Below are 23223 nucleotides of genomic sequence, written 5' to 3'. Positions count from 1 at the left end.
ATGAAATCTATATTAAAATTGCTCATCGCTTTTTCATTGTCTGTGGGTTTTACAGCGTTTGCACAATTAAAAAACAAACCCGAACTGAACGAAGCGTTTATGGATATGGGCTTTGGAATTTTTGTGCATTGGAGCTTAGACTCTCAATTAGGTAGTGTGATCAGTCATTCTTTGGTAGGAGCGTCAGACGATTATGTAAATCGCTATTTCAACGAACTTCCAAAGACCTTTTACCCAAATAAATTTGATGCAGATGAGTGGGCCAGGCTTTTTAAAGTAGCCGGTGCAGAATATGTGGTTTTTACAGCAAAACATCACAATGGCTTTTGTATGTGGGATACAAAAACAACGGATTTCAATATCATGAATACACCTTATGGGGAAGATATTGTAGGGCAGTTGGTAAAAGCTTTACGCAAACAGAACTTAAAAGTGGGTTTGTATTTTTCGCCTGAAGATTTTAGCGTTTTGCACAAACAAGGGCATGTAATTTCTCGCAAAGGAAAAATGACACAAATTACGGCAAACGAAGAACTTTTTGATTATGATAAAGTTCAGGTAAAAGAACTTATAAAAAATTATGGACCTATTGATGTCATGTTTTTTGATGCTTTTCAAGCAAAACCGATGGCGCAATTTGTGCATACAATTGACCCAAATATTGTGGTGACTAGAGGAGAAATGAAAACACCTGAGCAAAAAATACCAGGTGGAGCCTTGTCAGGGCCTTGGGAAACTTGTATGACAATGGGAACACAGTGGCAATACAAACCAACAAATGAAAATTACAAAAGCGGGACTGAACTCATAGAAAAGTTGATTGAAATTCGCGCGAAAGGAGGAAATTTCCTGTTAAATATTGGCCCCAAACCAAATGGAGAAATTCCAATAGAACAAGAAGAACGCTTACGAGAAGTTGCTCTTTGGATGTTTGTCAACAATGAAGCTGTAAAAAATGTAAGAACCGTTCCTACGATTGTTAAAGACGGGGATATGTGGTTTACAAAAAGTAAAAAAGACAATACCGTTTATATTTTTATAACAGGGCAAATAAATTGGTTTAAAGGTTTTAGACGCAATTTTTTATTGAAAAACATGAAGGCGACCAAAAACACAAAAGTTTCGGTTTTAGGGCAAAGTGATTTAGTGGTGGAGTATTGGCCAGAAAATACGCCAACCACAAGGTATAAACAGCATGATGAATTGTTAGAAATTTCTGTAAGTAGAGCGCATAGATTGTACAATGATAAAATTTGGCCAAATCCGATTGTGGTTAAAATTACAGATGTAGAATTTATTAAAAAATAAGAGCAGGATGAAAAATCTAATTTTTAAAAGAACGTTTTATTGTTGTTTCTTTTTAGGAACGATGCTAACAACTAGTACAATTGCACAAACTTCTACTAAAATGGACTGGTGGAAGGATGCCAAGTTTGGAATGTTTATGCATTGGGGCTTGTATTCGCAAACTGCTGGGTATTGGAATGGACATATGGCTAAAGGAAATGAACATTTTATGATTCATGAAAAAATTTCATTAAAAGAATATGGAACCATCGCCAACGATTTTAATCCTGTAAATTTTGATGCCGAAAAGTGGGTGCTTACAGCAAAAAATGCAGGGATGAAATACATCATTATTACCGCTAAACACCACGATGGTTTTGCCATGTTTAATTCTCCTTCAAACGATTATAATATTGTAGATAGAACCCCTTATGGCAAAGATCCTATGAAGGAGTTGGTCGCTGCCTGTCATAAATTCAATATGAAATTTGGGTTTTATTATTCTTTAGGTAGAGACTGGGAAGATCCAGATGTGGCCACCGATTGGCCCTATAAAGGAGGTCGAAGTAATTTGGTAGATTACCCCAATGAAGACCTAAAAGTATATAGCCGTTATTTTAAAAGAAAGGTAAAACCACAGCTAAAAGAATTGTTGACTCAGTACGGAAAAATTGATGTGATTTGGTTTGATACCCCTGAATTGATTAGTCCTGAAGAAAGTAAAGAATTAAGAGAGTTGATTTTAAATATACAGCCCAATTGTATCATTAATAGTCGTATAAAACATGGCTTTGGTGATTATAAGGTGACTGAACAAAAAATAGTAGAAGGTTTAGAAATGGAACCTTGGGAAGCCTGTATTACTATGGGGAAAAACTGGGGCTATATTGAATATGATACCGTTTATAAATCGTCGGAATTAATGAGCAGACAATTGTTGGAAATTGTAAGTAAAGGCGGGAATTTATTATTAAATAATGGACCCACCGCAAAAGGAGAGATTACAGATTTGGCACAAGATCGTTTGGCTAAAATGGGGAATTGGATCCAGAAAAACTCGGAAGGAATTTATGGTTCTAAGCCATGGAAAATTCAAAAAGAACTGCTGGATAAAAGACCAGAACAAGCAAAACAAAAGCACAGCTCTTCAGAAGAAAATACGATGAAGGACAACGAAAATGATGCAACATCAAAAGCAGTTTTTCCAGAAATACGATTCACTTCAAAAAATAATTTTGTCTATGCTTATGTGTGTAGTTATCATGAAGTTAAGGTGAAAATAAAATCTTTAAAAGATGAAAAAATAACAAAGATCACTCAGCTTGGAAATAATAAAAAAGTACTTTGGAAGCAAACCAAGGAAGGGATTCTAATTGAAATGCCTGTGTATCACGACAAAGAAATTCCAATAACTGGTTTTAAAATAGAATACTAATTACAAATATTGAGAATGAATATTTTGAGAGCTAGAATCGTATTAATTTTTTCGCTGATTTCTTTAGGGATATCGGCTCAAACTAAAGTTAAAGAAAGCATATCCAAAAAATTGAATGCGCTCCAAGTCATTGGTAGTCATAATTCGTATAAAATTGCCATTGAAAAACCACTTTGGAATTATTTGAACTCCATTGTTGATCCAAAAAAAGCAAAAGCTTTGCAATATGGTCATGTTTCCCTAGAAGATCAATTAAATTTAGGCTTGCGTAATTTAGAGTTAGATGTGTTTTATGATCCGTTAGGAGGATATTTTTCCAATCCGAAAGGTTTGGAAATCGTGAGAAATATGGGTAAAGAAGCTTTAGTTTTCGATAAAGAAAAAAAACTAGAACAGCCAGGGCTTAAAATGTTTCATGTGCAAGATATCGATTTTAGAAGTCATTATTTGCTTTTTAAAGAAGGCTTAGAAGCTTTAAAAAAATGGTCTATGTCACATCCAAATCACAGTCCCATTTTTATACTAATCAACGCCAAAGATCAAAAAGTAGCAGGAACAAGAGACCCTTTTCCTTTTACTGCAAAAGCATTGGATTGTATTGATGTTGAAATTAAACAAGTTTTTTCTGAAGAAAAATTGATCACTCCAGATTTGGTGAGGGGTAAATTTAAAACGCTGGAAGAAGCCATACTTTCAAAAGGTTGGCCAAAATTAAAAGAAGTAAAAGGTAGGTTCTTATTTGTTTTAGATGAAAAAGAAGCTAAAATAAATAGGTATTTAGAGGGGCATAAAAGTTTGCAAAACCGAGTGCTTTTTGTGAATAGCAAAGAAGGGAATCCAGAGGCTGCTTTTAGAATTGTGAACAATCCCATAAAAGATTTCGACTATATAAAAGCATTGGTGTCTAAAGGCTATATGGTGCGTACTCGAGCTGATGCGGATACCAAGGAAGCACGTATAAATTCTTATACTAGACTTGAAAAAGCAAAAGCATCGGGAGCACAAGTTATTTCAACCGATTATTATAGACCCTCTGAATTTTTTCCATCGAGCTATGAGGTTAATTTCATAAAAGGTTCGTTTGAACGAATAAAAAAGTAGCCATCGGTTTCCGAGGCTTGCTATTAAATTAAGTTTTGATAGATTTGGGAAAGCAAGAAATGGAATGTGTTTTCCTAAGAAACAGGACGAAAAATTAGTTAAGTGCCATCGTAAAAATGAATTTTTTAAAAAACATATTAGTTATTTTTATTTGGACGAGTTTGTTTTCTTGTACAGAAAAGAAAGAGGCGATTCCGACAAATTTTCGAATTGCATTTTTGGCAGATGTACATTTTCAGGATATCTATGCTTCTTTTTCGGATGCCAATTATAAAGGGGTTAAGAATAAAGAAACTGGAGAATTCGTGAATATTAGGACCATGAAAGCTCAGTTAAAGTCGACACGAATTTTTAATGAAAATTATTTTGCATTTCTAGCAGCCTTGGAAGATATTTCTAAAAAAGGCATAAAACACGTGGTGCTTCCTGGCGATTTTAGTGACGATGGTCAGCCTATTCATGTAAAAGGTCTGACAAAAATATTAGAAGCATATTCTAAGAAACATGGGATGTCTTTTTTTGCCACAACAGGAAATCACGATCCTGTCAGACCCTTTTCTAAAGAAGGAGGGAAATCAGATTTTTTAGGAGAAGGAGGTAAAGAACAGGCTATTTTAAGTTCTGTAGCATTAAAGAAAGACGGTCACCAATACGAGTTGAAACCCATTTTTTCTTCAGAAATTAAAAACTGGGGCTATAAAGAAATACTAAATGAAATGCACAATTTCGGTTTTTTTCCAAAAGCCGAGTATGTGTATTGGGAAACACCGTTTTCAAACTATTCTTATGAGCATTATTCCCTAAAAAAAGCCTTGGAACAATCTGGTTTAGAAAGAAGAAGCTATCCCTTAAAAAATAAAGAATTGCATTTGCCCGATGTGAGTTATTTGGTTGAACCTGTTGAAGGAATTTGGCTTTTGGCCATAGATGCCAATGTATATGTGCCTCAAAACAATATTTCGAAGTTTTCTGAAAATCCGAAAGATTTTTCTGGAGCAAGTATTGGTTACAATAAGGTGCTTTTACAAAAAAGTCATTTGATTGATTGGGTGAAAAAAGTGGCAAGCAAAGCCCAAGAAAAAGGCAAGGTTTTGATTGCGTTTAGTCATTATCCGATGGTTGATTTTAACGACGATGCTTCCGAAGAATTAAAAACACTTTTTGGAGATGGTAAGCTGCAATTGCATCGTGTACCCAATGAGGATGTTGCTAAAACTTTTGCCGATGCAGGATTAAAAATTCATTTTGGCGGTCATATGCATATCAATGATACCGGTGTTAGAACAACCGAAAAAAAACATACTTTATTTAATATTCAAACCCCTTCATTGGCCGCTTATGTACCGGCATATAAGTTGCTGACCATTCAGTCTGCTACTGAATTTGAGGTGGAAACAATTGTCATAGATTCAGTAGCTCATTTTAACCGTTTGTTTTCTTTGTATGAAAAGGAATACAAACACTTGCAAGAAATTGAGTCCAAATATTTATGGAATAAAGAAATTCTTACAGCGACGAATTATAAAGATTTTACAGCATTGCATTTAAGCGAATTGGTTAGATTACGTTTTTTGATTAATGATTGGTCTCCTGAATTTCTTAAGAAATTAAGCAATTCAACAGGAAAAGAATTACTTTTAGATGAAAGTCTGAAAAAGAAGAAGAAGGAAATTTCTGAAGCCCTAATTGCTGAAAATTTGAGTTTGGAAATGTTTGAAAAATGGACAGGCTTAGAAATGATTCTTGCTTTTTACAAACTTAGAAGCGCCGATGAATTGGCTATTGCAGATATTGGTGAGCAACGTTTGGCTGAATACCTTTTTGTGTGCAAGCAATTAAAAATGGCTACCGACTTGAATTTGTCGTTGTGGGGAACTGTTTTTTTTAAAACGGCCAACGGACAGCCATCCAATCATTTTAAAATTGATTTAAAAGCAAATACGATACACCGTGTCAAACCTAGAAATTACAATGATAATTAGTTCATGAGAAAAAAATATTTTTTACTATTCTTCAGTATGATTTGTTGTTTGTGTTCTACTTCTCAGAATATAAAATTTGAACACTATGATCATAATTCTGGCTTGTCGAACAATTCAGTAAGGCATATTGTACAAGATAAAGAAGGGTTTTTATGGTTAGGTACTTTTGCAGGTCTGAATCGTTTTGATGGGTATCAATTCAAACCTTATTTAAGTTCCTCTTCTAAAGACAATACAATTTACAACGATGATATTACCGCCTTAGAGTTGGATGACGCATCTAATAATTTATGGATTGGGACACGAAAAGGTTTGACTTTGTTTAAAACAGATAGCTATACGTTTACTACTTTTTTGCCAGAAAAAAATAATCCGAATAGTTTGCCAGATGAAGAAATTCGAGCTGTATATGTAGATAAATTTAAACGTGTTTGGGTAGGAACAAAAACCAAGGGTGTTTACATGTTCTATCCCAAAGAAAATAGATTTGAAAAAGTAAACATCAAAGGTTTTGAGTATGTAAAAGAAATTTTTGAAGATAAAAATGGACATATTTGGGTGGGTAGTTATGGAACTGGATCTGTGGCGAAAATAAGCTTAGATAAAAAAGGAGCTGTTGCGCAACTTCAAACTTATACCCTAAACATAAATAATTCAAAAGATAAAAACCCCTACATCAATTTTATTTATGAAGATGCTAAATCAGATATTTTTGTAGGGACGCGTGAGGGGCTTTATAAATTAGATAAAGAAAACAATATTTTTAAAAATCTTTATATTGAAGATGATACCATAAGAGAAAATTTAGGGCCTTATTTTTTGTCTGTAGCTCGCTCGCCTGAAGGAAAATATTGGGTAGGTACCTTAGGAGGTTTGTTGGTTTGTGATAATTTAGAAGCCATTGCTACAGGGGATTTCAAAAGGCATTATGCCGTATTGTCTAATGACACCTCTTTAAAAGATAATTTGGTGTCTGCTTTGTATTTTGATCCGGCAGGTATTTTATGGATCGGAACAGGGGATGGTTTGGATCGGTATGATCCCTATCAAAATCAGTTCAAATTAAACAAAGATATTTCAACCTATATCGATAATCAAGCGCCTCGTGTAAGAGGTTTTTCTGAAACCTATGATAAAAAAGTAATTATTGCTACTCGGCATAATGGTTTGTTTATTACAGAGAAGGAGGAGATTGTTCCTTTGTTTCATGAGCAATATGATATTGCAAGTATTTTCTCTGATGATGGAAAAATATTTTATTGCGGACTTTGGAGCGGGAAAATTTTGGTCTATAATTATTTAAGCAATAGTGCGAAATTGATAGATGTTGGTTTTGAAAAATCGGCAGTGCTAACTTTTTTGAAATTAGAAGCACATAAAATTATGGTGGGGTCTTTTGGAGAAGGTGCCATCGTGTTAAATAGTAAAAGCTTACAAAAAGAGGCCTCTTTTGGACGAATACTTGAAGGAAGTTCCATCAATAAAATTGTTTTTGGAAGCCAAGCAAAAAGTATATGGTTTGCTACGGAAGATGGTGTAGCACAATACTTACTCAATTCAAAGAAAATTACAAAACACAATGCTACTGCCAATAAAAAATTCTTACCGCACAACAATGTAAGTGATGTTATTGTCGATGCTTCTGGCAATTTGTGGGCAGCCACTCGTTTGGGTTTGGCTAGGTATGATGCACTTCAAAATAATTTTAAAGCCATGACAGCTCCAGAAGAACTGGCTGGAAAATGGATTTCGGACATGGTGTTAGATTCCAATGGCGATTTGTGGCTAAACATGAATAACAATAGCATTGCGAAATACAATACAACGACCAATAAAACAAATATCTATTATGTAAACAGCGGTTACAGATTGGATGTTTTTAGCTCTAGTGGTTTTTATCACTTTAATAATTCACAGATTTATTTGGGAAGTAAAAATGGAGTTATCTACTTTTCACCCTATACAATTAAAGAAAATTATTGGTCGCCTACCCCTTTTATCACAGAGTTTAAAGTTCAGAATAAAGAAGTGTATTCTGGAATGGAAATTAACAATCAAAAGTTTCTTCCAAAGAACTTAAACTTCGATAAAAACATTGAACTTGATTATGACAATCGTAATTTTTCTATTCAATTTTCAAGCCCTTCTTTTTCAAATGAAAGGCTGAATAAATTTGAATATATGTTGTTGGGCTTTGATGAAGACTGGATTTCTACAAATAGTAATTCTAGAACTATTCAATACACCAACCTGTACCCAAATGATTATGTATTTAAAATGCGATCCAGCAATAGTAATGGTTATCTAAGCGATGCGGTTTCGTATAAAATTAAAATTTCACCACCATTTTGGCTGACCTACAAAGCTTTGTTTTTAGCGGTGCTTATTTTAGCTTTGGTGTTTTATTTGGTACGCAGAACTATAAAAGATCGGATTGTATTGAGACAACAGTTATTAACTGAAAAATTAAAACAAGAAAGAAATGAAAAGCTGAATAATGAAAAACTTCGATTTTTTACAAATATTTCTCACGAATTACGAACGCCATTGACGCTGATATTAGGCCCAGCAGAGCAGCTAATTAAAGAAGGTGAAAAAGCAGGCAACAATTACCAGCAAACAAAATCTACATTAATTTATCAAAATGCAAAAAGACTGCTGAATTTAGTAAATCAAATTTTAGATTTTAGAAAAGCACAAACAGGAGCGTTAAAATTGAAGGTTTCCAAAACAGACATTTTATTGCATTCTAAAACCGTGTTTGAAACTTTTAAAGATTTGGCGAAGGATAAAAATATTTCTTTCAACTTTATCAGTGAAAACAATTCTATTGAAGGATGGATTGACAATGACAAGTATGATAAGATTTTATATAATTTGCTGTCGAATGCTATTAAATTCACCAATAAACAAGGGAGTGTTGATATATTTATTAGTTTAAAAAACGAAAATAAAAATCGCCTACTTTTAGAGGTAAGCGATACCGGAATTGGAATTCCTTTTAGAAGTCAAAAAAATATTTTTAAACGATTTTACCAAACCTCAAGTAGCAAAGAAAATAATACGGGTTCAGGTATCGGTTTGTCCTTGGTAAAGTCGCTTATAGAACTACACAAGGGAACAATTTCTTTTAAAAGTAGCCCAGGGAAAGGAACTATTTTTACCATAGAAATCCCTATAAATCGAACAAATTACACCAAAGAAGAAGTCTTTGAATTTAGCACAGCGGTTATTGAGCCTGAATTGCTAAAAGTAAAGCCCACTAAAAAAATATTGCAAACTACTGGTTTAAAACAAAAAATATTGGTTGTCGAAGACAATGCCGAATTAAGAAATTATTTGGTCGATTATTTGTCTGATTACTACAAAGTATACAAAGCAGAAAATGGTGAAGAGGGCTTAAAAATATGTAAACGAATTAAACCAGTGGTATGTGTTGCCGATGTGATGATGCCTATTATGGACGGTTTGGAATTTTGTGAAGCCTTAAAAAAGGATGAATTTATAAGCCATATTCCAGTCATATTATTGACGGCGCTTTCAGAAAATGAAGATAAGGTCCGTGGTTATGGAGTGGGGGCTGATGGGTATTTGGTAAAACCTTTTGATCCGAATTTGTTAAGAACTCGAATTGTAAATATTATCAATTCACGTGTGGAATTAAAAACGAAATTTTCGGGGGAGATTGAGAGTGAAATAAGTTTGTTGACACATTCGCCAGTGGATGAGGTTTTTATGGATAAAGTAACGCTGTTAATCAATGAAAATTTAGCCAAAACAGATTTGACAACCACTTTTTTATGCAATGATTTAGGAATGAGTTCTTCCAATTTATATAGAAAAATAAAGGAATTGACAGATTTGGCACCCAATGAATTTATTCGAACAATTCGTTTAAAAAAAGCGGCGCAATTGCTAAAAACTAAAAAGCACAATGTAACCGAAGTCACCTACCTAGTAGGTTTTAATGATCCCTTATATTTTAGTAGATGTTTTAAAAAACAATTCGGATTTCCACCAAGTAAATTGATCAAATAAAAGTGCCCTTATTAATGTTTAATAATTCCAAAGAATAAAAATTATGAATGAACAAAAAAAAGTACCTGTTGTAGCAAAAAAAGCCTTGATTCCCTTTATTTTGGTCACGTCTTTATTTGCACTTTGGGGTTTTGCCAATGCGGTAACAGATCCTATGGTGCAAGCTTTTAAAAAAGTTTTGGAATTGTCCAATTCACAAGCTGCTTGGGTACAAATGGCTTTTTACGGTGGTTATTTTTGTATGGCATTGCCAGCCGCAATGTTTATGAGAAAATATTCTTATAAAGTAGGTATACTCATCGGTTTGGCATTATATGCCGTTGGTGCGCTTTTGTTTTATCCTGCTGCCATTACAGAGCAATTTTGGTTTTTCTGTTTGGGGCTGTATGTGCTAACCTTCGGATTGGCGTTTTTGGAAACTGCAGCAAACCCTTATGCTTTAGCAATGGGACCAAAAGAAACGGCAACACAACGTTTAAATTTGGCGCAAGCTTTTAATCCTGTGGGTTTATTAGCAGGTTTGTTTGTAGCGCAACATTTTGTTTTAAAAAATTTGAAATCGGATGACATTGAAAATTTTAGTGCTTTGGATGAAGCTTCGAAAATATTAATCAAAACTTCCGATTTATTAGTGATACGTAATCCCTATGTTATTTTAGGATTGGTACTTATCGGAGTTTTTGTGTTGTTTGTAATTAGTAAAATGCCGCAATCAAAAGAAGAAGGAGCCTTACCTAGTATGAGAGGAACCTTTGAAACTTTAGGAAAAAATAGAAAATATGTACTAGGGGTGCTTGCTCAAATTTTATATGTAGGCGCTCAAATTATGTGTTGGACCTATATTTATCAATACGCTGAAGGTATTGGAATGGATAGTGTAACTGCAGGTTATTATCAAATGGCTGCCTTTGTGATTTTTACCATTGGTAGGGCAATTGGTACCTATTTGTTGAGATTTATGAATTCAGGAAAACTCTTAATGTCTTTTGCTGTTTTGGCCATGCTTTTCGTTTTAGGAACAATTTTTATTCACGGTTTGGTTGGTTTGTATTGCTTAGTTGGCGTTTCTTTCAGTATGTCTTTAATGTTTCCAACCATTTACGGTATTGCCTTAGGCGACTTAACAGAAGAACAATCGAAAGTAGGTTCAGCTGGTTTGGTTATGGCCATTGTGGGGGGTGCGTTAATGCCAAAATTGCAAGGAATAATTATTGATTTCGGTGGTAATGGAGTCGCCGATATAAAAATAGTAGGCGTGTCTGAGGTGAATTTTTCTTTTATTTTACCATTGTTCTGTTTTTTATACATCACTTGGTATGGCTTTTCTGTAAGCAAAGAAGTAGAAGTGTGAATCGCTAAAAATTAAAAGATCTATAAAGACAATATGTATTTATATTTAGCTCATAACTTTTGGGCTTGCTATTGCTTTTAGTACATTTGAGAATATTTAGCGTTTATACACTCATATTTTTTACAAATGACAGAGCAAGTTGAAAAAAAGTACTCATTGCAATTGCTATTTTCTTATTTTTTGCTGTTTTGTTTGTTTTGTTCTTGCTCAAAAAAAGTACAACAAACAGAAGGAGAAAAACTAGTGAGAATGCATTGTGCCAGTTGCCATTTGTTCCCTGAACCCACTGTTTTATCTAAAAATATGTGGTTGGAAAATGTGCTGCCTAACATGGGACATAAAATGGGAATGACGCATCATGGCCCCGTGTATTATGATGCTCAAGGGACAGTAAGTAAAACAGACAATCCTGAAATGTTATCGCAAGCGGAATGGGAAAAAATCGTGCTTTATTATAGTCATTTTTCTTTACCGTCCTATATTCCGAAACCAGAAACTATTTTAGAATCGACTCAAGTATTTGAGGCTTTTGCATTTTCAAATGATTCTATAAATAATAATTTTATCACCTTGGTTCACTATGACAGTCTGAATCAAAATTTACTTCTTGGAGATGCTGAAAATTCGTCTTTGCATACTCTTACTGCTTTAGGGAAGTTGAAGGAAACTAAAAAGCTTAGCGCAGCACCCGTAAAAATAGTAGTCAAAGACAGCATTCAATACCTGCTTATTATCGGAGAATTAAACCCTTCTGATGCTTCTAAAGGAAAATTATATGTAGGAACAAAGCTGATCGATTCTTTGATAAGACCTGTAGATTTTTTAGTTCAGGATGTTGATTTGGATGGTTTTGAGGATATTTTTGTTTGTAATTATGGGAATACTATTGGCGATTTTTCCTTGTACCACAATCTGAAAAATGGTACTTACAAAAAAGAAGTCTTGTTTTCTGGTTCTGGTGCCATAAAGGTGGTAAGTGTAAATTTAGATGCCGATAAAGCAAATGAAATAGTTGTTTTGTTTGCTCAAGAAAAGGAGTCTTTACTAATCTGGGATGTTGAAAATGGCGTATTCACAGCTGAAAAAGTTTTGCAATTTCAACCCGCTTTTGGAAGTGTCGATTATCAATTTAGAGATATAGATGCCGATGGCGACCAAGACCTAATTTTATGCAATGGCGACAATGCAGATTTGTCTATGTCTTTAAAAAAGGAGCATGGCGTTCGTATCTTTTTAAATAATGGGCACAAGAAATTTGAAGAGTCTTATTTTTATGCAATGCACGGAGTTAGCAAAGTGGCTGTGGAAGATTTTGATTTGGATGGCGATTTGGATATCATGTTAATTTCAAACTTCGGGAATTTTGCAGATCCAAATTTTAAAAGTGTTCAGCTTTTAGAAAATAAGGGTGGTCTAAATTTTCAAGCCCAGCAAATAAAAAAACTTCCTAATTTAAGATGGCAAACCATGGATGTCGCAGATGCTGATTCTGACGGAGATTTAGATGTCTTTTTGGGGGTGTTTGGCATGAACATCGGCCCAAAAGAATCTATCGTCAAAAATGAAGGAAATATAAGTTGGGTAAAACTTGAAAATAAAACCAACTAATTTTTTTTAATTGCCTACTTTCAAAACAAGAAGAGATGTTATGCTTCTGGAGTAAAAAGAGCATTCTTGAATATGTTGTTTCCTTCTAATTTCAAAGCAACCGATAGCTTGCATCTTACTTTTTCTTGATTCTTAAAATAATAAATGAAACTAATCAAACTGTTTTTTTTAAACAATTATGTTTAGAAAGAATGTGTTTCGTATTTTCATTACTTGATTTATTAACAAGCGGGGTGTTGTGTTTTTTGTTTTAAAGAACTTGAAATTTCTACTTGAATGTTTAAGTTTTATAAAATCAGGTGTTTGTGTGTTTTTTTTGAGAGGTAATTGTTAAAATGAGTGTTCACAGTACAGTACAGGACACTAATATTTTGCATATGTTGTAAAATTGTTAACATATAATTATGATTTTTTCGAGATCATATTGTAAAACTATTTTAATCAATTATTCAAACTAAAACTAAAACTAATGATGGAACTAAAAAATGTAAACCGATGCAGTTATACCAGGCTTTAAATGCGTGAACTAAATAAATCAAATTAATATGTTAAAACTCAAACTTAAAATGAAGCAAAAATTAAAAAAACGATTTCCTGTTTCTGGGGTCTTGTTGATGCTTGTGCTTGTACTTTCCAGTTTTTCAAGTATTAGTCTGCAGGCTCAAAATATAGTGTCAGGGACGATCTTCGATAAAGATGGATTACCGTTGCCGGGTGCAAATGTTATAGAGAAAGGTACTAAAAATGGTGCGATAACGGATTTTGATGGAAATTATAGCATCGCTGTAGGTGCTAAAAGTACGTTAGTTTATTCTTATATCGGCTTTGATTCGCAAGAGGTAGCTGTTAATGGAAGGAATAAAATTAATATAACCTTAAAAGAAGGTGGAGAAGTATTGGACGAGATAGTAATTGTTGGTTATGGTACACAAAAGAAAGAGAGTGTAGTAGGAGCAATTACTCAAATAAAAGGGTCAGAATTATTGGATAGGTCAGCGGGTATCTCAAATGTTGAAGAAGCTTTACAAGGAAACTTACCAGGTGTTACAACTATACAGGGTAGTGGTATTCCAGGTCAATCGGATATGCGAATATTTATTCGTGGTCAAAGTTCTTGGAATGGTGATGGAGGTCCGTTAGTTCTTGTTGATGGTGTAAAAAGGTCTATGACGGATATAGATATGAATGATATTGAAAAACTTTCTGTGCTTAAGGATGCTTCTGCTACAGCTGTTTTTGGTGTTGAGGGGGCTAACGGAGTAATATTAATAACTACGAAGCGTGGTCAAACCGGAAAGGCTCAATTGTCTTTAGCAGTAAATACGACCATTAAAATGGTTTCTAAACTACCTGAAAAATTAGATTCTTACGATGCAATAATGCAAGCGAATAGTTCTATTATGAGAGAATTAGCTATCTCACCAATTGGATGGGGAGATTATACTCCAATGAGTATCGTTGATAAATATCGTAACCCATCTTCTTTAGAAGAGAGTTATAGGTATCCTAACGTTAATTGGGAAGATGAATTGTTGAAAGATTTTGCCCAAGATTATAGGATTAATTTATCTGTTCGTGGAGGAAGTGATACGGCCAAATATTTTGGGAGTTTAGCTTACCAAACGGTTGATGATATTTTTGATGGTGGAAAATACGATAGTGGAAAAGGCTATTTAGGTGAGTATAATTATGAGAGATTTAATTATCGAAGTAATATTGATTTTAAGATTACAAAAAGTACAGAGCTTTCTGTAAATCTTTCTGGTTATATAGGGATTAGAGAAACACCTAGTAATTTAAATACAGTAGTTAATGGTATTTATGAAATTGCACCTAATTTGTATACCCCAGTATATCCAGACGGCTTGTATGGTCAATATAAGGATGATGGGTTTGGGATCACGAATTCTATTGTAAGTTTAACAAATACGGGATATGATACATTTAAGAATTTTCAGGTAAATACGGATTTTATTTTGAAACAAAAATTAGACTTTATAACAAAAGGTTTGTCTTTTAAAGGTCGATTTTCACTTGATAATAATATGAGAAGTAAACAATCCTTGGTTGATAGAGGAGGAAATGATGTTGAAAATTTGACGTATAGAATTTATGATGGGGATAACGAGACTTTTTTATCTCCTGAAGGTGTAAACGATTTTGATTTTGTTCAGACTCCGTGGACATTAGGTTCTTCAAGTGTAGAGAACGGTCAGCGAGAACGTAGGTTAGTTTATGATATGTCATTTAACTACAACAAAACTTTTGCAGATAAGCATAATTTAACAGCTTTATTCTTAATGAGAAGACAACAAGCTGCTAAAGGTAGTGTGTTTCCAAGATTCCGTGAAGATTGGGTTGGAAGGGTAACCTATAACTACGACACTAGATATTTTATTGATTTTAATGGGGCTTATAATGGTTCTGAAAAGTTTGGTCCAGGGTTTCGTTTTGATCTCTTCCCTTCTGTAGCTGCGGGATGGACGGTGACGAACGAATCGTTCATGGAAGACGTGAATTGGCTAGATAAACTTAAATTCAGAGGTTCTTATGGAGTTGTTGGGGATGATAATTTTAGTGGAAGATGGAAATACGTAACACAATGGCAAAATGGAGGATCTGCATTCATAGTACCTAGTAACTATACAGGAAGATCTCCATATGTTTTCTATAAAGAGGCAAGTGTTGGTAATCCGAATCTTCAATGGGAAACAGCGGTTAAGTACAACTTCGGAGCAGAGCTTTCTTTGTTAAATGGTTCTCTAACAGCTGAGTTTGATTATTTTGGAGAAAATCGTGACAATATTATTGTTAGAGGTGAAGATCGTAGTGTACCAGATTTCTTCGGAACTGCACCTCCTGATTTTAATGCAGGTAAGGTTGAGGTAAGAGGATTTGAACTTGTACTAGCTGGAAATCATACATTTGATAATGGCATAAATGCTTTTGGTAACTTCAATTTCACCCATTCAAGAGATAAGATTATTGAAAGAGAAGATCCTGAATTTAGACCTTTTTACCAAAAATTTGCGGGTTATGCAATAGGGCAATCTAGATCGGCTATTCCTAATGGCATATTAACGAATTGGGATGATATTTATATGTCTACACCACAAATTACAAATCAGGATAAAACACGAGTTGGTTATTATGATGTTGTTGATTTTGATGGAGATGGTGTTTATAACAGTTCCTTTGATAATGCTCCATTTGGTTATACAAATCGTCCACAGAGTAATTGGAGTGCTACTTTAGGGGCTCGTTACAAAGGTTTCAGTATTTCAGCTCAATTGTATGGTACACAAAATGCTCAGAGAAGTTTTGGAAACAGAACTTTTGGTAATCAAACACATTTGATTTTTTCACAAGACATAGATTATTGGACAAAACAAACTCCTAACAATACGGATACTCAGCCTGCATGGAGAGCTCAAGGAGCTACAAATCCAAGAGATAACTGGTATGACGCATCACTAACGAGGTTAAAAGCGGTTTCGCTGTCTTATGACATTCCGAAAAGTGTGTGTGAAAAATTAGGGATTAGTAAACTTAAAATTTTTGCAAATGGTAATAATTTGTTTTTATGGACAAACTTACCAGATGATAGAGAGTTTAACGGTAGTGTAACTGCAGATTCAAGTTTCAGGGGAGATTATCCAACCTTGAAAAGATTTAACTTCGGTTTTAATATGAATTTTTAAAAAGAAAAAGGAATGAAAAATTATATAATAAAAATATTATTTATTCTGGTACTTGTATTATCGTATTCGTGCGAGGATTACTTGGATAAAGCGCCAGAATCTGACTTAGATCAGAATGAGGTTTTCTCAACCTTTAACAATGCACAAGGATTTGTAGAGGAAATGTATGCACTAGTTGTAGATTACGGAACCTCTGGACATACTTTTCAAGATTACTTATATGGTGATGATGCGCATGGTAACAGAACATGGAAACCAAGTTATAAAATTGATAATGGAAACTTGAATGGTTTAAGAACTGATAATTACAGTTATTTAACGCCATGGAAAGGAAGCGCTTTAGGTTCTACCAACAACAATACCAATCAAGCTAATGCATCTAGAAGACCTGGTGTTTATGATGGAAGTCTAAAAGGAATTCGTAATGCCAATATTGTGATAGAGAATATTGATTTAATGGTAAATGCAACGGATGAAGAAAGAGATGTTATTCTGGGGCAAGCTTACTTTTTTAGAGCGTATTTTCATAATGAAATAATGAAGTTTTGGGGACGTTTTCCTTATATAAAAGAAGTTTTAGTGGGTGACTTTTCTTTAGCTCGTCCTGCAACCTACAAAGAATGTGCTTTAGAGGCTAATGAAGATTATAAAAGAGCAATTGAGTTATTGCCTGTTGATTGGGATACAATGTCTTACGGTGAAAAAACCTTAGGAGATAATGGAGGTAGACTTACGAAAGGTGCAGCATATGCTTTTCAAGGTAAAAACCTTTTGTTAGCGGCAAGTCCTTTAATGAAAATTAATAACGCACCTGGTATAAATACGTATGATTATGATACCGAACTGTGTGATATGGCTGTTGATGCCTTTGCAGGGATTTTGAAATTAGATGATCAAGGACGTTATGATTTGGCTAGTTGGGATAATTATGATGAAGTGTTTTGGAAAACACCAGCAGCTAGAATGATGCCTGGTGGTACGGAGTTAATCTTATCTGCTCCTGGTGGAAATACCGCTCAAGCAGAAAGATTTATGACCTCAGGAATGGATAGAGATATTCACGGTAGGTCTGGGTCCGAAATTTCTAGTCCAACACATAATTTTATTCATAACAATTTTGGGATGTCTAATGGATTATCAATTGAAGACGATATGAGTGGAAACTATGGACCTACATTGTATGACCCTACGAAACCATTCGAAAATCGTGATCCACGTTTTTATAGATGGATCGTGGTAGATGGAGATCCTATTGGAACGAAAGCAAGTATTCCGGCAAAACATAAACAAGCTCAGCTTTTTACTGGTGGTGAGCATCGTAGTACAGGGAGTGATAACCAACCTTCTACAACGGGATACATGCGTAAGAAATTTTATCCTGTAGAGAATGGAGAATTACATAGTAAATGGAATAGAATTATAGGTCAATATATGGGAGCTCTTTTACCAATGAGGCTTACAGATGTTTATTTAATGTATGCGGAAGCATTGCATGCTTCTAAAGGAGCAACTGTAGCACCTGCTTCTTATCCATTAACGGCAGAAGGTGCTATTAATTTATTGCGAACTAGAGCAGGAATTCCAAACGTACATCCATCAATTGTAGCTGATAAAAATAAATTTATGGATGAATTGCGTAGAGAAAGAAGTGTCGAGCTAAGTTATGAAGCTCATAGATGGGTAGATATGCGCCGTTGGGGAGTAGCACATCTAGAAAAGTATAGAAGGAAAACAGCTTTTGAATTTCCACAAGACCATTCATCATTTACAGAAAGGTTACTTGTTGAAAGACTTTGTGAATATCCTAAACATTATTGGATACCATTTGAGGCTAAACAAACTCAAATATATGAAGGTTTCGATCAAAATCCTGGATGGTAGTTTTATACAATTCGTTTTAATTAACATAAACAAAAAAAATGAAGAAAAATAAATTATATAGGTTGTTTACACTATCATGCTTGATGTTGTTTTGCTTTTGTAATGTTGCAAACGCTCAGAAAAAAGGAATAGATGTAAAAGCAACAATAGTTGATGAACAAGGTAATCCTATTAGTGGAGTTACTGTTTTTAGTCCTAATGGAGATGAAGTGTCTTCAGACGTTAATGGGCAATTTGAAGTTAAACTGGCTAATGATGAGTCTATTGTTATTAGTAAAAAGGGCTATGAATCAGAATTGATAGTTATATCTGATTTAACAGGTAATATTACTTTGGAGAAATCTCAATTCTTAGCTACCGAAGATGATGAATTAAAAATGGGGGTTACCAATAAAGATCGTCGTAACATAGTTGGGTCAATTTCGTCAATCAACACGAAAGATCGTTTAACGTTTGATAATACACAGTATGTTAGAGATTATATCAATGGTTTGATGTTAGGAGTTAAAGGTTCCGCAAATGTTAGAGGATTAGGGAATGCACTTTTTGTGATTGATGGTGTAATTGGTCGTGATCCAAATATATTAAATATGGAGGAGGTTGATCAGATTACGGTTCTTAAAGATGCGAATTCTGTAGCTTTATACGGTAGTCAAGGGAAAAATGGAGTAATTATTATCAATACCAAACGAGGAAAAATAAATAGAAAAGAGGTTAATGTGAATGTGCGTTCAGGTTTTAGAACTGCATTGGCTTTGCCTAACTATTTAGGATCAACCCAATACATGGAGCTTTTTAACGAGGCTAGAAACAATGATGGCTTAGATGATTTTTATGACCAATCTCTAATAGAAGAATACAAAACAAGTTCTAATAAATTTAAGTATCCAGATGTTGACTTTTATTCTAAAGAGTTTATTCAACCTTTTGTAAACTCAACAAACGTTACAGCTGAGTTTTCTGGAGGGAATGAAAAATCTCAATATTATGTAAATGTTGGTTGGACTGGAAATGAGGCATGGGTTAATATTAATGAAGACATCAATGCAGGTACCAACCGTTTTAATGTAAGAGGTAATATTGATTTTAAAGTAAACAATTGGATTACTAGTAGTCTTGATGGAGTTGCAATCATTAGTTCAGATAGATCGTCAAGAGCTAATTTATTGAGTGCAGGTACTTCATTTAAACCAAATGCTTATGCACCATTGTTACCTTTAAGTATGATAGATACAAGTAACGATCCTGAGTTTGCTGGGCAAGTAGCTTCGGCACGTACCTTTAATGGTATGCTTCTAGGATCAACGCAAGCATTACAGTCAGATGCACCTGTTGCAATGGCAATTGCGGGTGGATATCAGAACAATGTGTTTCGTTCTACGCAGTTCAATAATTCAATTAATTTTAATTTAGATAAAGTTACCGAAGGATTGTCTGCTAAAACCTATTTGAGTTTTGATTTTTATGATTCATATAATGTAACGATTAAGAATCAATTTAAAACCTATGAAGTAGATCGAAATAACAACGACTGGGATAAAGATAAAATTGTTAATTTTCAAGCGTTTGGTGATGACAAAAAAGATTTAACCGAAAATATTGGAACGAATGGTTTTGTCTCTAGATTTGGATTTTATGGTTTGTTAAATTATAAGAAGACAATTAAAGAAGATCATTCAATAGACGCTACCTTCTTAGGGTATATGAATTCTGAAACAATTAATAATGTAATTCAACCAAATAGTGATGCGCATCTAGGACTTAATATATCTTATGATTTTAAGAAAAAAATGTTTGTTGATTTAAGTGGAGCCTATGTACATTCTGTTAAATTGGCGGAAGGTAACAGAGGGGATTTGTCACCAACCTTAGGAGTAGCATATATTCTTAGTGAAGAACCGTTTTTGAAGGACAATACCATTGTGGATTATTTGAAAATAAAAGCTTCAGGGGGTATTATTAAGTCTGATAGTGGAATTAATGGGTATTATACCTATGATTCAAATTATTCAGAGGGATCAAACTTTAATTGGGCAGATGGACGAGTAAACAGTAGACAAAACGTTTCACAAGGAGAAAATCTAAATTTAGGATATGAAGAACGTGTTGATTTGAATATTGGTTTTGAAAGTTATTTAATGAAATCAATTTGGTTAGAGTTTAACTTTTTTAAATCAGAACTTGATAAGCAAGTAGGGTTTTTAAGCGACCAATATCCTTCATACTACAATACATTTAGACCTTATGATAATTACAATAAGGATACAAATACTGGTTTTGAATTTGGATTGGATTATAGTAAAAAGATTAAAGATTTTACAGTAAATGTAGGAGCTAATGTTTTATACAACCAAGTGGAAGTAACAAAAAGATCTGAAGTAAATGAATATGCCTATCAAAATAGAGTTGGGAAACCAACATCTGCAATTTTTGGTTTGGTTGACGAAGGATTTTATTCTGTAGATGATTTTTATGCTGATGGAGATGGTAGTTTGGTTTTAAAAGATGGTTTAGATGTACCCGCCTTTGGTGATGTTCAGCCAGGAGACATTAAATATAAAGACCAAAATAATGACAACATCATTGACAATGATGATAATGTTGAAATTGGAATGGCTAGTAGTCCATGGTCTTACGGTGTAAATTTGAACTTAAAGTATAAAAGATTTAGTTTGTTTGTTCTTGGTACAGGGCAATTTGGAGGAGATGCAATGAAGACGAATAATTATTTCCGAGTAGATGGAGCTGATAAATATTCAGAAGTTGTTTTAGGTCGTTGGACTGAAGAAACAGCGAGTACGGCAACATTCCCAAGATTATCTTCAGGTGCAAACCAGAACAATTTTAGAAATTCAACTTTTTGGATGTACGATACGAGTTTCTTTAAAATTAATCGAGCTCAGTTAACGTATGAATTTGATAAAAATGTATGTACGAGCCTAGGAATGAAAGATTTTAGTGTGAATATTTCTGCAACGAATCTTTTTGAAATAGCTAAAAATAGAGATATTCGTCAGTTGAGCATTGGTGGAAACCCTCAATTTAGATCTTTAACTTTTGGTTTAAGAACGTCATTTTAATTTAATCACAAAATTTAGATAAATGAAAAATTTAATAAAATATATTTTAGTTGTGTTGGTTTTTACTGGCATGATTGCATGTGATAAGTTAGAGCCTATTGATGAGAACAGGTTAGACTTTGATTATGTAAGTAAGACACCCCAAGCTGCTGAGGGAATATTGTTGCAAGGTTATTCAGGATTGATTAGTCAGTATTCATTTTCTGAAGCTGCCACTGATGATGCTGTAAATAATATTTTGAACAATGGCTACAAAAGAATGGCATTAGGTGAGTTAAATGCTCAATACAATCCTGCTTCACGTTGGAATAGTTTTGAAAGAGTGTTTTTTGTGAATCAATTTTTAGAAATTATTAACGCAGGAGAGATTGTATGGAATAGAGACGAAGTTATTAATGAATTGTTTTATAAACGACTGAAAGGAGAGGCTTTGGCTTTGAGAGCATTGCATCATTTCTATGTGCTTCAAGCGCATGCGGGGGAAGATGCTTCAGGTCAATTGTTAGGAATTCCTTATTTTACTGAGTTTATTGGGGCCGATGGTAATTTTAATATACCGCGTTTATCCTTTACGGCTTCTATTGAAGCTATTATGAGCGATTTTAATGATGCACTTACTTTATTGCCAACCGATTATTCTGATGATGCTGGAGCAGTTGATGCATGGTATTCAGACGTTGATTTCGGTAAGTATAAAGTTGCAAATGGGGCGCAGTACAACCTACGTGTTTCAGGAAGAATTGTAAAGGCTCTTAAGGCACGTGTGGCTCTTTTTGCAGCAAGTCCTTCTTTTTTAAATGGTCAGAGTGGTTATTATGATGTTGCTGCAGATATGGCTAGTGAAGTTTTGAATACGGTTGGAGGAATTGCAGGAATGGATCCTCAAGGAGTTGAATTTTATGCAACCGACGACAATCTGACTAGTGGCGAAATGTTATGGCGTAGTTCTGTTGGTGGTAATAGTTCAACTTATGAAGAAAGAATTTTTCCTCCATCTGTAAATGGAAAAGGAGAAATTAATCCAACACATAATTTTGTCATGGCATTTCCAATGATAAATGGATTGCCTGCAACAGCTGGAAATGGCTACGATGCCCAAAATCCATATGCCAATAGAGATCCTCGCTTGGATAAATATGTTGTTGTGAATGGATCTTCTTATGCAGGTGGAACTATTAATACTGGAGTAGGTGGAAAAATAGATAGAATTGATTCTATTCAACAATTTTCTACAACTACAGGATATTATTTAAAAAAATTATTACGTCCAGATGTAAGAATAAATAATGATGGAACTACAAATGCTAAGCGACATGTAAACGTGTATTTCAGATATACAGAGTTGTTTTTAATTTTAGCAGAAGCAGCTAATGAAATTAATGGTCCAGATCATTCGATTAATGGAATGTCTGCACGTGATATTTTAGGGGCAATTCGTCAAAGAGCCGGAATTACGCAACCTGATGCTTACCTAGCTTCTATGACTACCAAAGAACAAATGCGTGAGTTGATTAGAAATGAACGCCGTATAGAGTTGAGTTTTGAAGGACATAGATTTTGGGATCTTAGAAGGTGGGGTATGGCTTTAAATGAAGCAGCAAGTGGTTATTTCCATGATGGGTCTGCTTATGTAGAACTTCCTTCTGTTGAAATTAGAAATTACCCAGCGCACGCTATATATTTACCTATTCCTAATGCCGAAACTTTAAAGTTCAATGAACTTAAACAAAATAATAATTGGTAAGAATGGGGTATTTAA

Annotated in this window: 11 protein-coding genes; all 11 read left to right on the top strand. The window is 34.1% G+C overall.

The genetic code is table 11. From position 1 onward, the window contains the following. Positions 1 to 1308, top strand: coding sequence for an alpha-L-fucosidase (locus tag FGM02_RS02555; protein ID WP_139956640.1), 1308 nt, complete (start codon positions 1 to 3; stop codon positions 1306 to 1308). A 7-nt stretch (positions 1309 to 1315) separates the two neighbouring features. Continuing rightward, positions 1316 to 2722: an alpha-L-fucosidase gene (locus FGM02_RS02550; RefSeq protein WP_139956638.1), complete on the top strand. Its 1407-nt coding sequence runs from the start codon at positions 1316 to 1318 to the stop codon at positions 2720 to 2722. 15 nt (positions 2723 to 2737) lie between these two features. Next, positions 2738 to 3823 carry a phosphatidylinositol-specific phospholipase C1-like protein gene (locus FGM02_RS02545; protein ID WP_139956636.1) on the top strand — a complete coding sequence of 362 codons (1086 nt, stop codon included), beginning with the start codon at positions 2738 to 2740 and terminating at the stop codon, positions 3821 to 3823. 116 nt (positions 3824 to 3939) lie between these two features. Next, complete coding sequence (locus tag FGM02_RS02540; protein ID WP_139956634.1) at positions 3940 to 5805, top strand: metallophosphoesterase family protein; 1866 nt, start codon at positions 3940 to 3942, stop codon at positions 5803 to 5805. Positions 5806 to 5808: 3 nt separating this feature from the next. Further along, positions 5809 to 9843 carry a hybrid sensor histidine kinase/response regulator transcription factor gene (locus FGM02_RS02535; protein ID WP_139956632.1) on the top strand — a complete coding sequence of 1345 codons (4035 nt, stop codon included), beginning with the start codon at positions 5809 to 5811 and terminating at the stop codon, positions 9841 to 9843. Between the two features lie 43 nt (positions 9844 to 9886). Next, positions 9887 to 11194, top strand: coding sequence for an L-fucose:H+ symporter permease (gene fucP, locus FGM02_RS02530; protein WP_139956630.1), 1308 nt, complete (start codon positions 9887 to 9889; stop codon positions 11192 to 11194). Positions 11195 to 11320: 126 nt separating this feature from the next. Next, positions 11321 to 12802, top strand: a complete 1482-nt coding sequence (locus FGM02_RS02525) for an FG-GAP repeat domain-containing protein (RefSeq protein WP_139956628.1) — start codon at positions 11321 to 11323, stop codon at positions 12800 to 12802. Between the two features lie 566 nt (positions 12803 to 13368). After that, positions 13369 to 16503: a SusC/RagA family TonB-linked outer membrane protein gene (locus tag FGM02_RS02520; protein ID WP_166461122.1), complete on the top strand. Its 3135-nt coding sequence runs from the start codon at positions 13369 to 13371 to the stop codon at positions 16501 to 16503. Positions 16504 to 16515: 12 nt separating this feature from the next. Next, entirely contained in the window at positions 16516 to 18384 is a 1869-nt protein-coding gene (locus FGM02_RS02515; protein WP_139956624.1) for a RagB/SusD family nutrient uptake outer membrane protein, read from the top strand. Positions 18385 to 18422: 38 nt separating this feature from the next. Continuing rightward, the gene (locus FGM02_RS02510) at positions 18423 to 21464 is read left to right on the top strand and encodes a SusC/RagA family TonB-linked outer membrane protein (protein ID WP_139956622.1); all 3042 of its coding nucleotides are present in this window, start codon (positions 18423 to 18425) and stop codon (positions 21462 to 21464) included. Positions 21465 to 21486: 22 nt separating this feature from the next. Beyond that, complete coding sequence (locus FGM02_RS02505) at positions 21487 to 23208, top strand: RagB/SusD family nutrient uptake outer membrane protein (protein WP_139956620.1); 1722 nt, start codon at positions 21487 to 21489, stop codon at positions 23206 to 23208. Positions 23209 to 23223 lie beyond the last annotated feature (15 nt).

The sequence above is a fragment of the Flavicella sediminum genome (assembly GCF_006381105.1).
Taxonomy (GTDB): Bacteria; Bacteroidota; Bacteroidia; order Flavobacteriales; family Flavobacteriaceae; genus Flavicella; species Flavicella sediminum.
This window is presented reverse-complemented; position numbering and strand designations above follow the sequence as displayed.